This window comes from Stenotrophomonas sp. YJH_SMC_82, from assembly GCF_059368875.1.
Genome location: NZ_JCAFSE010000002.1, coordinates 34,130 through 48,576 on the forward strand (window position 1 = coordinate 34,130; position 14,447 = coordinate 48,576).

At 68.0% G+C, this 14,447-nt stretch carries 10 protein-coding genes; 3 read left to right on the top strand and 7 right to left on the bottom strand.

The window, feature by feature from the left end:
- Positions 1–77: 77 nt before the first annotated feature.
- The gene (locus AC5P53_RS07660; protein WP_241886775.1) at positions 78–2,987 is read right to left on the bottom strand and encodes a DUF2135 domain-containing protein; all 2,910 of its coding nucleotides are present in this window, start codon (positions 2,985–2,987) and stop codon (positions 78–80) included.
- Between the two features lie 142 nt (positions 2,988–3,129).
- Complete coding sequence (gene recJ, locus AC5P53_RS07665; protein ID WP_241886774.1) at positions 3,130–4,887, bottom strand: single-stranded-DNA-specific exonuclease RecJ; 1,758 nt, start codon at positions 4,885–4,887, stop codon at positions 3,130–3,132.
- Between the two features lie 149 nt (positions 4,888–5,036).
- Between recJ and AC5P53_RS07670 the strand changes: the two genes are divergently transcribed.
- A complete protein-coding gene (locus tag AC5P53_RS07670) occupies positions 5,037–6,077 on the top strand; it encodes a DUF1176 domain-containing protein (RefSeq protein ID WP_241886773.1) in 1,041 nt (346 codons plus the stop codon).
- A gap of 112 nt (positions 6,078–6,189) precedes the next feature.
- On the opposite strand, the gene AC5P53_RS07675 is transcribed toward AC5P53_RS07670, so the two are convergent.
- From AC5P53_RS07675 to dapB, 5 genes are all read right to left on the bottom strand, one after another.
- On the bottom strand, positions 6,190–7,107 hold the full coding sequence (locus tag AC5P53_RS07675; RefSeq protein ID WP_014646995.1) for a Regulatory protein, RpfE type: 918 nt from the start codon (positions 7,105–7,107) through the stop codon (positions 6,190–6,192).
- A 4-nt stretch (positions 7,108–7,111) separates the two neighbouring features.
- Complete coding sequence (greA, locus tag AC5P53_RS07680; RefSeq protein ID WP_026347191.1) at positions 7,112–7,576, bottom strand: transcription elongation factor GreA; 465 nt, start codon at positions 7,574–7,576, stop codon at positions 7,112–7,114.
- Positions 7,577–7,584: 8 nt separating this feature from the next.
- Positions 7,585–10,827 (bottom strand): carbamoyl-phosphate synthase large subunit, encoded by a 3,243-nt coding sequence (carB, locus tag AC5P53_RS07685; protein WP_014646994.1) that lies wholly within the window; start codon positions 10,825–10,827, stop codon positions 7,585–7,587.
- Between the two features lie 149 nt (positions 10,828–10,976).
- Entirely contained in the window at positions 10,977–12,104 is a 1,128-nt protein-coding gene (gene carA / locus AC5P53_RS07690; RefSeq protein ID WP_046429958.1) for a glutamine-hydrolyzing carbamoyl-phosphate synthase small subunit, read from the bottom strand.
- A gap of 335 nt (positions 12,105–12,439) precedes the next feature.
- Positions 12,440–13,159, bottom strand: coding sequence for a 4-hydroxy-tetrahydrodipicolinate reductase (gene dapB, locus AC5P53_RS07695; RefSeq protein WP_169411792.1), 720 nt, complete (start codon positions 13,157–13,159; stop codon positions 12,440–12,442).
- A 90-nt stretch (positions 13,160–13,249) separates the two neighbouring features.
- Here dapB and AC5P53_RS07700 point away from each other — a divergent pair, with 90 nt between their 5' ends.
- Positions 13,250–14,011 (top strand): 3-oxoacyl-ACP reductase, encoded by a 762-nt coding sequence (locus tag AC5P53_RS07700; protein WP_414611750.1) that lies wholly within the window; start codon positions 13,250–13,252, stop codon positions 14,009–14,011.
- A gap of 4 nt (positions 14,012–14,015) precedes the next feature.
- The gene (locus tag AC5P53_RS07705) at positions 14,016–14,411 is read left to right on the top strand and encodes a MerR family transcriptional regulator (protein ID WP_241886772.1); all 396 of its coding nucleotides are present in this window, start codon (positions 14,016–14,018) and stop codon (positions 14,409–14,411) included.
- Positions 14,412–14,447 lie beyond the last annotated feature (36 nt).

Below are 14,447 nucleotides of genomic sequence, written 5' to 3' on the forward strand. Positions count from 1 at the left end.
TGCCATGAGCCGAGCGCAGGCTCGGCTCTACATTGAGGCAGTCGAGCCAGCTCGACTCTACACGGGTGCCCGAGCGATCAACGCACCTCGAACTCGCCCACCAGCACGGTTTCGGCGCGATCCTTCAGCCGCATCGTCACCATCTGGTCCTTCTGCTTGGCCGTGCCCCAATGGGTGGTCAGGCGCAGCATCAGCGTCGTCGCACCGGTCACCAGCTGCTGGCGACTGCCGAAATAGTTCGCCTCGACCTTGTACTTGCCCGGCTTGGCGTTGCGCAGCGAGAACTGCTCGGGGCCATAGCCGCCGGTGAAGTCCTGCGACATCCGCCCGCCCTGGTAGGTCTGGCGGTTGCCGTAGTAGGCACGCTCGCCGTTCGGGTCGGTCACCCACAGGTCCATGTCGCTGTTGTCGGCATCCCAGGACAGCACCACGCGCAGGTCCAGCGGCATTGCCTGCAGCAGGCGCGGGTCGATGGCCGAGGTATCCAGCCGTGGCGTGCTGCGCGCCACCAGGTTGGTCAGCTCATCCAATGCGATCAGGGCGATGCCATCGAAGCGGCTGTCCCACGGCCGCACCACCACCTGGTACAGCGGCGCCAGCGCCTGCTGCGGCTTGCCGGCCGCTGCCAGCGCCAGGCCCAGGTCGCGGAAGCTCTGCGGTTCTTCCTGGCCCATCGCCAGCACCTGCTCGAACACCGGCACCGCCAGTGCCGGGGCATCAGCCTGCATCAGCCGGTAGCCGAGCACGCGCAGCAGATGCCGGTTGTCCAGATCCATCTCGGCCAGGTTCGACAGTACCCGCAGTGCCAGTTCGCGCTGGCCCTGCTCCAGCAGCAGGTCGGCCACATCGAGGAAGAACGCGCTGCTGTCGGCGTGGGCATCGCGCTCGGCCAGATAGCGGTCGTAGAGTTGCGACGGCGGGCCCTCGCGCAGGCGCCGGGCGATGGCCGAGTCCGGCTGCCAGGCCGCCAGCTGGATGCCGAGTTGGCCGTCGTTGGCGGCAGCAGATGCGTCGGCGAACCCACCGGTGACCGCGATCGCATCCAGCGCCTTGCTCGATGCAGGTGCGGAGCGGCGCGCGCGTGCGCTGCTGGCTTCCATGCGCTGCTCGGCGGCGGCCATCGGTGCCGGGGCGGGTGGTGCCGCCGGGGCCGGCGCGGCGAGCATCGCCACCGGCGCTGATTCCATCGCGTAGTCCGCGGAGGCCACTTCCAGTGCCCCGCCCTTTGCCTGCGGCGGCATTCCCTTCGGCCAGCTGCGGTTCCACCACTGCTGGCGCTCCTTCCAGCGTGCCGCCACCTCATCCAGGCGCTGGCGATCAGCAGCGGCGCGATCTCTTACCTGCACTGCGAACCTGGCGTCGTACTCGGCGCGCAGCGTGCCCGGAGGGCGGATCGCATAGCGCAGGTAGTCCTCCAGTGTCTCCAGCACGATCAGCGAGGTATCCGGCCCGACCAGGCCAAACTGCTGCGACAGGCGCTGCATGGCCTCGCGGTTGCCGCGGCGGTCGGCGGCCAGCTGCTGCAGGCGCGCCTGCGCCCACAGGCCGGCCAGCAGTTCGCCGTCATCGCTTTTCTGGGTGGCCGGCAGTGCCTGCCATTCGCCGCCACCCACGCGCACCCGCATCGGCACGCCGTCGGCCGCCAGTCGTGCATGCAGCCACAACCAGCCCTGGGCTTCACTGCGACGATCGATCACCACGTCCTGCACGCCGCGCCCTGCATCGACCTGCACATCCAGCGGCGACGACAGCAGCTCACGGGCGGCCAATTCGACATCCTTCCCCAGCGCTACGAAGCGACCACCATGCGCTTCGCTCCAGCCACGCAGTCGCACGGCATCGGTGCGCGCGCCGGCGCTGCTGACCGCAAACAGGCGTTGATCCGGCGCCATCGCCGGCAGCTGTTCCGGCCCATAGGTCAGCAGGCCATCGCTGAACAGCAGGTATTCCTTCACGCTCGATTGCGGCTGCCACTGCGCCAGCGCGCTGGCACCGTCCGGGCGCACGGCCTGCAGGGCTGCGCGCAGCTCGCTCCAGTTGCCGGCGCGGATGCGGAATCGACGCACCGGCTCGGCGCGATCCCGCAGTACGGTCAACGCCACGCTGCCGTCACCCAGCGCAGCGAAATAGCGATCCAGCAGGGCGAACTCACGTGTGCGATCGCGCTGGCCCGCCGAGCCGGAACCGTCCCACAGCAGCCCGATCTCGCTGGGCAACGTGCGCGGCGTGCTGCTGGCCACCACCGGCAGCTGCGCCAACAGGTAATGGCCGTCCTGCCAGGGCGCCACCTGCACCTGCGCCTGACGTGCTGCCGGCAGGTTCCACTGCAGCTGCTGCGGCAACTGCGCGCCCTTGCCCTGCCACAGCAGTTGGCCCGCGCTGATGCGGAAGGGTGCCGTACCTGCAGTGGTCGCGCCGGGTGTCTGCAGTTTCAGTTCAACCGAGGCCGCGCCGGCGGCGAACTGCAGCGGCAGCGTCCACTGCCAGCCTTGGCCGGCGAAGGCCAACGGCTCGCGAATCACCAGCTCCACGCGCCGGCTACCGCCGGCCGGCAGCGGGTAGATGCGCAACCGGAACTGGTTGCCAGCGGTCTGTTCCAGCAGGCCCGGGTCGACCCCGCGACGGGCGATCTCCTCGAACACCTGGCGGCCGCGATCCTTGGGCACCGGCACCGCGTCACGCATCTCGCCGTTGATATCCAGCGCGAAGCCGCTGACCTGCTGACCGTCGGCCAGCGGGAACTGCAGCTCGCCCTCCAGCACGCGCCGGTTCGGGTTGTGGAATTCCAGTGTGATCCGGGTCTGGGCGATGCCGGCCTGGACTTCGCCTTCGATGCGGGCGTGTCGCAGCTGCACCGCCTGCTCGGCGGCCGGGGCAATCAGCAGAGGCATGCTGGCCTGCGGCCGGGAGATCGGCGGCGACTGCGCGCCAGCGGGCCAGGCCGCGAGGGCCAGCAACAACACAGTGCAGCAACGGACGAAGACCATGAGCGGACTCCAGTGGGATCGTGAACCTTTGAACGCACCAGCAACCGTAATGGGGTTGGCGCCCCCAAAAAGGGGACGGAGGGGATTAAGTCGCAAGTGGCAAACAAGGCACAAGCGACTTAATCCCCTCCGTCCCCTTTTTCTATGCGGGCAGGCAGTGCTCCACGATCAGCTGGATGGCGCTGCCGCCGCGATAGTCGTCGCAGGCGAGGCGATAGGCGAGATGCACATGGCGACCGGGCGCGTTGCCGTGCCAGCCGCCGAAGTGGATCGCGTTGATGGTGCCGGGCACGCCCGGCAGGCGCAGCTCCAGCTTCAGGTGACGCTCCTTCAGCACGCGCCAGTTGGCCACTTCGAAGTGGCCGTCGAACAGCGGCTCGGGGAAGCCCTGGCCCCATGGGCCTGCCAGACGCAGCGCATCGGCATGGCGATGATCGAGTTCGTTGGCGGCCAGCTCACCGTCGCTGAGGACCTGCTGCTGCAGTGCCGCCGGATCGAGCATTTCCAGCACCACGGCGACGAAGGCGGCCTTGAAGTCATCGACGTGGTCACGCCGCAGGCTGAGCCCGGCCGCCATGGCGTGGCCGCCGAAGCGTTCGATCAGGCCCGGATGGCGCGCGTCGACCAGCGCCAGGGCGTCACGGATGTGCAGGCCGGGAATCGAGCGCGCCGAGCCACGCAGGGTGTCGGCGCCCGGTTCGGCCGGGGCAAAGGCGATCACCGGGCGATGCAGGCGGTCCTTCATCTTCGACGCGACCAGGCCGACCACGCCCGGATGCCAGTCGGCATCGAACAGGCAGGCCGCCACCGGTCGCTGACCGGCCATGTCCAGCACCACCCGGGTCAACGCCTGCTCGGCATCGTCGGTCATCGACTGCTGCACGGCGCGCCGTTCCGAATTGATCTGCTCCAGCGTCTGCGCGATCTCGCGCGCCTGGCGCGGGTCTTCGGTCAGCAGCAGCGCGATGCCCAGCGCCATGTCTTCCAGCCGGCCCGCGGCATTCAGGCGCGGGCCGAGCGCGAAGCCGATGTCGGTGGCTGTGAGCCGCGCGGCATCACGGCCGCTGGCTTCGATCAGCGCACGCAGGCCGACACAGCCCTGCCCCGCGCGCAGACGCCGCAGGCCCGCGCTGACCAGTGCCCGGTTGTTCGGATCCAGCGCCACCAGGTCGGCGACGGTGCCGACCGCCACCAGGTCCAGCAGCGTGGTCAGGTCCGGCCCCTTGCCATCGGCGAAGACGCCGGCCTCGCGCATGTGCCGGCGCAGCGCCATCAGCACGTAGAAGATCACGCCGACGCCGGCCAGCGACTTGCTGGGGAAGGCATCACCGTCGAGATTGGGATCGACGATGACATCGGCCGGCGGCAGCTGCGGCCCGGGTAGGTGATGGTCGGTGACCAGCACCTGCCAGCCCCGCGCCTTGGCCGCGGTCACACCCGCATGGCAGGCGATGCCGTGGTCGACCGTGACCAGCAGGTCCGGCTGCAGCTCGGCCAGCTCCTCCACCAGTGAGGGTGACAGGCCGTAGCCGTGCACCATTCGGTTCGGCACCGCGTGGAAGACATGCTGCGCGCCGAGCATGCGCAGGCCACGCACGCCGACCGCACAGGCGGTGGCGCCATCGCAATCGAAATCGCCGACCACCAGGATGCGCTTGTCATTGGCGATGGCCTCGATCAGCAGGCCCACCGCATCATCGATGCCGGTCAGCAGCTCGGGGGCGTGCAGATGGCCCAGTTTCGGCTGCGCCAACTCCGGTGTACCCGCGCCCCGGTTGGCATAGAGACGCGCCAGCAGCGGCAGCGTGCCCTCCGGCCAGCTGCCGGGCGCAACCGCATCGCGGCGGCGGATCGTCGGCGTATCAGGGAATGGCTGCACAGCATCGGCGGCAAGGGACATCGGCATCGCCGGGTTGCGGAAGACATCCCCATGATAGCGCGGGGTCGGATCTCTCTGCCCGCAGGAGGCTCCCCCCCCCCTGATCGCGAGCATTTGGAATCTGCCAGCATATCTTCCATGCTTGTCGGCCCTGAAATGGACTTCAACGCATGCATCGCACGCTGCTTCCCGCGCTGCTGGGCCTCGCACTGGCCCCGGCCGCCCACGCCGCCAAGCCCGAACCGAAGGCCGGCGTGCAGTTCCAGCACAACGACTGGTCGCTGGCCTGTGACAACACCCGCACCTGCCGCGCCGCCGGCTACAGCCCGGAAGAACCCGGCAATCTGCTCAGCCTGATGCTGGAACGCGCGGGCGGCCCGGGTACGAAGGTGCTCGCGCGGCTGCGCAATGGCGAGGATGGCGAAAGCCCGACGCCGACCGGGGCGCTGCGCCTGCGCCTGAACGGCAAGGACCTGGGCCCGGTGCACGACACCGGCGACGGGGACAACGTGTTGTTGCAGCAGGCACAGACCGATGCACTGGTCGCCGCACTGCCGCGCCAGGCACGCATCGAGATCATCGACGGCAAGGGCAAGGCGTGGCCGATCTCCGACAGCGGCGCAGCGGCCGTACTGCTGAAGATGGACGAGGCCCAGGGCCGGCTGGGCACGCCCGGTGCGCTGGTGCGGCGTGGCGACAAGCCCGAAGCGAGCGTGCCTGCGGCGTTGCCGGTGCCAGTGATCGTGCGCGGCACGCTGATGGCACCGCGCGCCTCGGACGCGGCGCTGGCCAAGGCACCGGGCCTGCGCAAGGCGCTGATCGCCAGCCTGCCGAAGCCGGATGAGTGCGGCCGCCTGAGCGATGGCGGGACAGATGAGATCGAGATCCAGCGACTGGACGCCCAGCATGTACTGGCAAGCACCAGTTGCTTCGTGGGTGCCTACAACATGAGCAACGCCTACTGGGTGGTGCGAGACAAATCGCCGTACCAGGCGACCTTTGTCACCAACCTGGCCGAAGATTTTGACCGCGATGACGCTACGCTGCGAGGCCGCTCCCGAGGCCGCGGTGTCGGCGATTGCATCTCCGCCAATGACTGGGTGTGGGACGGGGAGCGCTTCGTGAAGAGCAGCGATTTCACGACGGGCCAGTGTCGCAATATGCTCGGTGGGCACTGGACACTGCCGACGGTGGTCAGCGAGGTCCGTTGAGGCGCCGCTACCTGCGGTAGTGCCGGCCGCTGGTCGGCAACCCCGACAAACCCTGGGGGTCAGAGCCGTTTTCCGATGGAAAACGGATCCGACCCCGATCGGTCGACCCCGATCAATCGTGAAGCTGCCGCGGCTTCTTCCAGAACTGCCAGCGCTGGCCGCGGTCCAGCTGGAACTGCAGGCCGTCCTCGAAATCGAGCACCAGCCGCTGCAGCTCGCCACGCTTGAGCGCGGCCAGCAGCGGCCGGATTGCATCATTGCCGAGCTGCTGCAGCGAACGCAGCTGGCGCAGGTCGACCAGTGCATCCACCGCCTGTTCGCCATCCACGGCTACGCCAGCCGCCAGGGCCAGGCCCTGCAGCAGGGCATCGCGGCTGCGCACCTGTGCGTGCGGCGTGCTGACCGACACCGGCATCACGCCACCGCCCCAGAACCACAGCGAATTGATCGGCTGTTGTCCCTGAGCGGCGCGCTGCTGGTTCCAGGAATGGTTGTGCAGCAGTACCTGCGCTTCGGTCATCAGCGCCCGCCAGCGACGGCCGCCCTCGCCCTCCGGCAGATGCGAGAACAGGTCATCGCCCAGCACCTCGTCCGGACTATTGAAGTCCGGCAGCACCAGGTCGATTGGAAGCCGCAGGTACCAGCGCGACGGGTCCGGTGCGTCAAGCACGAACCCGGCATCGGCAAACAAGGGCTGCAGCACCGGCAGCAGGGCCAGGCTGTCGGCCAGCGTCGGCCGCAGGGTTTCGCCGTAGGCCATCATCCGCGCGCCATGCATGTCCGGCACCATGCAGGCCGGATCGGCACGCAGCCAGCTGGCGCCGGCCGCATCGCCGACGTCGCGCTGGCGGGTCAACGCGGCCACCGGCCAGTGCGGCGCGGCAACCGCGAAATGGCGCGTCAGCTGCGCGCGTTCGCCAGGCGCGACCTGCACGGTCGTGGCACGGCCGAGCGCACGTGCCACATCGTCCGGCAACGCAGCCGCGGCAAAGCGGCTGCGGGCCGGCAACAGCAGGGTCGCCGTTGCCACCGTGTCAGTCCACGTAGCTGACGCTGACGATCTCGTACTCGCGCTGGCCGGCCGGGGCGTCGATCACGATCGAATCGCCTTCCAGCTTGCCGATCATCGCGCGCGCCACCGGCGAGGAAATCGCGATCAGGCCCAGCTTGATGTCCGCTTCCAGGTCACCGACGATCTGGTACTTCTTCTCTTCGTCGGTTTCCACGTCGGCCAGCGTCACGCTGGCGCCGAACACCACCTTGGAGCCGGCGTTGAGCTTGCTCACGTCGATGATCTCGGCGTGCGACAGCTCGCCTTCCAGCTGCTTGATGCGGCCTTCGATGAAGCCCTGTTCCTCGCGCGCGGCGTGGTACTCGGCGTTCTCCTTCAGGTCGCCATGCTCACGCGCTTCGGCGATGGCGGCGATCACCTTCGGGCGCTTGACCGACTTCAGGTGATCCAGTTCGTCGCGCAGCTTCTGCGCGCCCTTCATGGTGATGGGGGCTCTCATGCATTCAACTCCTTGTGCAGCTCCTGCAGCGACCAGACGGGACCGGTGCCGCGGAATTCCAGTGAATCCACCAGCGCCTTGGCGCCGGCAATGGTGGTCGAGTAGGTGACGCGATGCTGCAGCGCCTCGCGACGGATCGAGAACGAGTCGTTGATCGCCGAACGACCTTCGGTCGTGTTGACGATGTAGACGATCTCGCCGTTCTTGATCGAGTCGACGATGTGCGGACGGCCTTCGACCACCTTGTTGATGATCTCGCAGTCCATGCCGTGCTGCTGCAGCCAGGCGGCGGTGCCACGGGTGGCGACCAGGCTGTAGCCGCGCGCCAGCAGCGCCTTGGCCACCGGCAGCACGCGCTTCTTGTCCGGATCACGCACCGAGACGAAGGCCTTGCCAACCGGCGGCGCCTTGATGCCGCCGGCTTCCTGCGCCCGCGCGAAGGCGGCGTTGAAGGTGCGGCCCACGCCCATCACCTCACCGGTGGAGCGCATCTCCGGCCCGAGGATCGGGTCGACGCCCTGGAACTTGGCGAACGGGAAGATCGCTTCCTTCACCGAGTAGTAGTCCGGCACGATTTCCTTGGTCGCGCCCTGCTCGGCCAGCGTCTTGCCGGCCATGCAGCGGGCGGCGATCTTGGCCAGCGGCATGCCGGTGGCCTTGGACACGAACGGCACGGTGCGCGAGGCACGCGGGTTCACTTCCAGCAGGTAGATGGTGTCGGCACCCTCGTCGCTGGTCTGGATCGCGAACTGGGTGTTCATCAGGCCGACCACGTTCAGGGCCTTGGCCAGCTCCACCACCTGGCGGCGCAGCTCGGCCTGGGTTTCAGCCGACAGCGAGTACGGCGGCAGCGAGCACGAGGAATCGCCCGAGTGCACGCCGGCTTCTTCGATGTGCTCCATCACGCCACCGATCAGGACGTTGCCCTGGGCATCGGCAATGATGTCGACGTCGCACTCCACGGCGTTGTCGAGGAAGCGGTCCAGCAGCACCGGCGAATCGTTGGACACCTTCACCGCGTCGCGCACGTAGCGGGCCAGGTCGGCTTCGCCGTAGACGATTTCCATCGCACGGCCGCCCAGCACGTAGCTCGGGCGCACCACCAGCGGGTAGCCGATCTCGCGGGCCAGCAGCAGGGCTTCCTGGTCGTTGCGGGCGATGCGGTTCGGCGGCTGCTTCAGGCCCAGCGTGTCGACCAGCTGCTGGAAGCGCTCGCGGTCTTCGGCCAGGTCGATCGAGTCCGGGCTGGTGCCGATCACCGGCACGCCATTGGCTTCCAGCGCGCGCGCCAGCTTCAGCGGGGTCTGGCCGCCGTACTGCACGATCACGCCCTTCGGCTGTTCCAGTTCGACGATCTCCAGCACGTCTTCCAGGGTCAGCGGTTCGAAGTACAGGCGGTCGGAGGTGTCGTAGTCGGTCGACACGGTTTCCGGGTTGCAGTTGACCATGATGGTTTCATAGCCATCCTCGCGCAGCGCCAGTGCCGCGTGCACGCAGCAGTAGTCGAACTCGATGCCCTGGCCGATGCGGTTCGGGCCACCGCCCAGGATCATGATCTTGTCGCGGTTGCTCGGCGCGGCCTCGCACTCGTCCTCGTAGGTCGAGTACAGGTAGGCGGTGCCGGTGGAGAATTCACCGGCGCAGGAGTCCACGCGCTTGTAGACCGGGCGCACCTTGTGCGCACGACGCAGCGCGCGGATGGCGGCTTCATTGGTGCCGGTCAGCTGCGCCAGGCGCGCATCGGAGAAGCCAGCACGCTTCAGCTTGCGCAGGCGTGCGGCATCCAGCGCGTCGATGCCACCGGCCGCGACTTCGCCTTCTGCAGCGATGATTTCCTCGATCTGGTCCAGGAACCAGTGGTCGATGAACGACAGTGCGTAGATCTCTTCCACGCTCATGCCGGCGCGGAACGCGTCGGCGACGAAGAACAGGCGCTCCGGGCCCGGCGCCTTCAACTCGCGACGCAGGGTCTGCAGGTCGTCTTCGTTGGCCAGGTCCAGGCCGGTCGGGTCGAAGCCGACCTTGCCGGTTTCCAGGCCACGCAGGGCCTTCTGCACCGACTCCTGGAAGGTACGGCCCATCGCCATCACCTCGCCCACCGACTTCATCTGGGTGGTCAGGCGGGCGTCGGCGGCCGGGAACTTCTCGAAGGCGAAACGCGGGATCTTGGTGACGACGTAATCGATGGACGGCTCGAACGAGGCCGGGGTCAGGCCACCGGTGATTTCGTTCTTCAGTTCGTCCAGGGTGTAACCCACGGCCAGCTTGGCGGCGACCTTGGCGATCGGGAAGCCGGTGGCCTTGGAGGCCAGCGCCGAGGAACGCGACACGCGCGGGTTCATCTCGATGACGACCACGCGGCCGGTCTTCGGGTTGATGCCGAACTGCACGTTCGAGCCACCGGTATCGACGCCGATCTTGCGCAGCACGGCGATGGAGGCATCGCGCAGGCGCTGGTACTCCTTGTCGGTGAGGGTCTGCGCCGGCGCCACGGTGATCGAGTCACCGGTGTGCACGCCCATCGGGTCAAGGTTTTCGATCGAGCAGACGATGATGCAGTTGTCCGCGGTATCGCGGACCACTTCCATCTCGAATTCCTTCCAGCCCAGCACCGACTCTTCCACCAGCACCTCGGTGGTCGGCGACAGTTCCAGGCCGCGGCTGACGATCTCGACCAGCTCTTCGCGGTTGTAGGCGATGCCGCCACCGCTGCCGCCCAGAGTGAAGCTGGGGCGGATGATGGTCGGGTAGCCGACGCGGGTCTGGATCTCCAGCGCTTCGTCCAGGGTGTGGGCGACGGCGGCGGTCGGGCATTCCAGGCCGATCTCACCCATGGCCACGCGGAACAGCTCGCGGTCTTCGGCCATGCGGATCGCTTCGCGCTTGGCGCCGATCAGTTCGACGTTGTACTTCTCCAGCACGCCGTTGTCGGCCAGGTCCAGCGCGCAGTTCAGCGCGGTCTGGCCACCCATGGTCGGCAGCAGCGCATCGGGCTTTTCCTTGGCGATGATCTTCTCGACCGTCTGCCAGTTGATCGGCTCGATGTAGACGGCGTCGGCCATCTCCGGGTCGGTCATGATCGTGGCCGGGTTGCTGTTGACCAGCACCACGCGGTAACCCTCGTCACGCAGGGCCTTGCAGGCCTGGGCGCCGGAGTAGTCGAACTCGCAGGCCTGGCCGATGACGATCGGGCCAGCACCGATGATGAGGATGGTCTTGAGGTCAGTGCGCTTGGGCATTTTCTTCTCTAAGTCAGTACAGCGTGACAAGGGGGAGTGATCGCACGCTGTCGATCAGGAATCTTGATCCGCAGCGCCGCGCCGGGGGCAGCAGCGATGCGGGGTTTACGGTCCATCGCGACGCCACCGGGGGGCCGGCGGCGTACTGATCACGCCTTGGCCTGCTCCATCAGCACCACGAAGCGGTCGAACAGCGGACCGACATCGGTCGGGCCCGGCGACGCTTCCGGGTGGCCCTGGAACGAGAACGCCGGCACGTCGGTGCGGGCGACACCCTGGTTGGTGCCGTCGAACAGCGAACGGTGGGTCACGCGCAGGGTCGGCGGCAGGGTCGCTTCATCGATCGCGAAGCCGTGGTTCTGCGAGGTGATCATCACCCGGCCGCTGTCCAGGTCCTGCACCGGGTGATTGGCACCGTGGTGGCCATGGCCCATCTTCATGGTCTGCGCGCCCGAGGCCAGGCCCAGCAGCTGGTGGCCCAGGCAGATGCCGAAGGTCGGGATCTTCACATCGATGAAGGTCTTGATCGCTTCGATGGCGTAGTCACACGGCTCCGGGTCACCCGGGCCGTTGGACAGGAACACGCCGTCCGGCTTCAGGGCCAGCACTTCGGCGGCCGGGGTCTGCGCCGGTACCACGGTCACTTCGCAGCCACGCTCGGCCAGCATGCGCAGGATGTTGGTCTTCACGCCGAAGTCGTAGGCCACGACCTTGAACCGGGCCGGCACGCTGACGAAAGCGTTGGCATCCAGGTCCAGCTGGCCCTCGGTCCAGGTGTAGGCCTTCTCGGTAGTGACGACCTTGGCCAGATCCATGCCCTTCAGCCCCGGGAACTTGCGGGCGGCTTCCAGTGCCTTTTCCACGTCGATGTCGCCGGCCATCAGCGCACCGTTCTGCGCGCCCTTCTCGCGCAGGATGCGGGTCAGCTTGCGGGTGTCGATGCCGGCGATGGCGACCACGCCACGCTGGATCAGCCAGTCCTGCAGCGACACCTGGCTGCGCCAGTTGCTGGGGCGGCGCGGAACGTCGCGCACGATCAGGCCGGCCGACCACACCTTGGACGCTTCGTTGTCCTGGTCGGTCATGCCGGTGTTACCGATATGCGGATAGGTCAGCGTGACCATCTGCCGGGCGTAGGACGGGTCGGTCAGCACTTCCTGGTAGCCGGTCATGGCGGTGTTGAACACCACCTCACCGACGGACAGGCCGGGCGCGCCTACGGATTCGCCCTCGAATACGGTGCCGTCTTCGAGGACGAGGATTGCGGCTTGGGTCACGGGAATCTCACTTTGGCTACCGAGGGGGCTGCCGAAGTCACGCCTGCGCTTCACGGAAATCCGGTTGCAAAAAAGCGCGGACGTACGGTCTGGGACCGGTCCGGCTTTCGTGATTCGGCGAGTGCGAATTGTAGCGCTGCCGGGGCGCTCGCGCCAGCGGTTATCGCGCTTCATGAACAGGCGATTGCGCATTCATTTCAATCCGGCGGCGTATGCGGGCCGGAGGCGGGGTCGGATCCATTTCCCGAATGGGAAAGGCTCTGACCCCAGGCGCCCTCGGATGGGGTCAGAGCCCTTTCCGCAGGAAAGGGATCCGACCCCAGGAATCAGCCCGCCTACTGCAGCAGATCCCTTACCCGGTAGCTGCCCGGCGCCCGCCCCTGCAGCTGGCGGGCGGCGAACAGGGCGCCGCGGGCGAAGATGTCGCGGTTGGTGGCCCGATGCACCAGCTCGATGCGCTCGCCCAGACCGGTGAACTGCACCATGTGCTCGCCCACGATGTCACCGGCACGCAGGCTGGCGTAGTGCGGCTCCGCCCCGCCCCGTTGCGCGGCCGCGCCCAGGGTCAGCGCGGTGCCCGATGGCGCATCCTTCTTCTGGGTGTGGTGCGATTCGACGATGTCGCAGTCCCAGCCGGCCAGCGCCTGCGCCGCGCGCTCCACCAGTTCGTCCAGTACCGCCACGCCCAGGCTGAAGTTCGAGGCCCATACCAGCGGGATCTTCGCCGCCGCGGCCTCCAGCGCCTGCCGCTGCGTGCTGGAGATGCCGGTGGTACCCGACACCAGCCCGGCACCCCGCTCCACGCACAACGCCAGCATCGGGTCGAAACCCTCCGGCAGGCTGAAGTCGATCGCCACATCGAACACCGGCGCGCCGGGCAGCTCACTGGCGCCGAAGAACGGCACGCCGTCGACCACGCGCTGTGCCGGCGCACGGCCGGTCACTGCGGCCACGATCTGCAGGGTTTCGGGATGTTCGGCGGCCAGCCGCAGCAGGGCCTGGCCCATGCGCCCGGAGGCGCCGTGAATGAGCAATCGCAGGGGAGTCTGGTTCATGCCTGCAGGCTAGCGGCAGCACGCCTGCTCCGGCAAGCGCCATCACTGCTACGCTGCATGCCCTTTCATGCAATGGATGGCAGCCCCTTCATGCAGATCAGCGAACAGCTGGTGCTGGTCACCGGCGCCGGCCGCGGCCTTGGCCAGCACATCGCCCGCGCGTTCGCGGCGCAGGGTGCGCGCGTCATCGTCAACTACCACCGCAGCGAAGGCCCCGCACGGGCGCTGGCCGCCGAGCTGGGCGGACAGGCGATCGCGCTGCCGGCCGACGTCACCGACCGCAGCCAGGTCGATGCAATGCTGCAGCACGCCCTGGCCCACTTCGGCCAGGGTGTCACCACGGTGGTCAACAACGCGCTCGCCGCGTTCTCGTTCAATGGTGATGCCCGCGACGGCGCCGCCGATATCGGCTGGTCGGCGTTCCAGGCGCAGTTCGAGGGCAGCGTGCGCGGCGCGCTGAACACCGTGCAGGCCGCCCTGCCCGGCATGCAGGCCCGCCGCTTCGGCCGCATCATCAACATCGGTACCAACCTGTTCCAGAACCCGGTCGTGCCCTACCACGACTACACCGCCGCCAAGGCCGCGCTACTGTCCCTCACGCGCACGCTGGCCGGCGACCTCGGCCCGCATGGCATCACCGTGAACATGCTGTCCGGCGGCCTGCTGCGCACCACCGATGCCAGCGCTGCCACGCCGGAGGCAGTGTTCGACTACATCGCCGCCAACACGCCACTGCGCAGCGTTACCACGCCAGCAGAATTCGCCGATGCCGCGCTGTTCTTCGCCAGCCCTTGGTCGCGCGCGGTGACCGGGCAGAACCTGGTGGTCGATGGCGGGCTGGTGCGGGACTGAGCCAATGCGCATTTCCGAGGTCAGCCGCCTGACCGGCGCCAGCGCCAAGGCCATCCGCCTGTACGAGGCGCGCGGACTACTGCCGCCGGTGCCGCGGCTGAACCGCTATCGCGACTACAGCGAACAGGATGTGGCCTGGGTGCAGCTGATCCGCCAGGCGTTGGCGCTGGGCATCACCCTGGCCGCGGTCTCCCGCCTGCAGGGCCGCGACGGACGGCTCGACTGGCCCGCGGTGCTGGCCCTGCTTGAGCAACAACGCAGCCGCATCGCCAGCGAGCGGGCACGGCTGGCGCAGGTCGAGCTCGACCTGCAGCAGGTCAGCGACGAGCTGCGGCAGTGGCTGCACTCCGGAAGCGGTGACTGCATCCAGGAACCCAGCGGCTGCGCCGCTGGTCGTTGACTCTGCCCCAAGGGCATAGCCCAACCTCGCGCACTT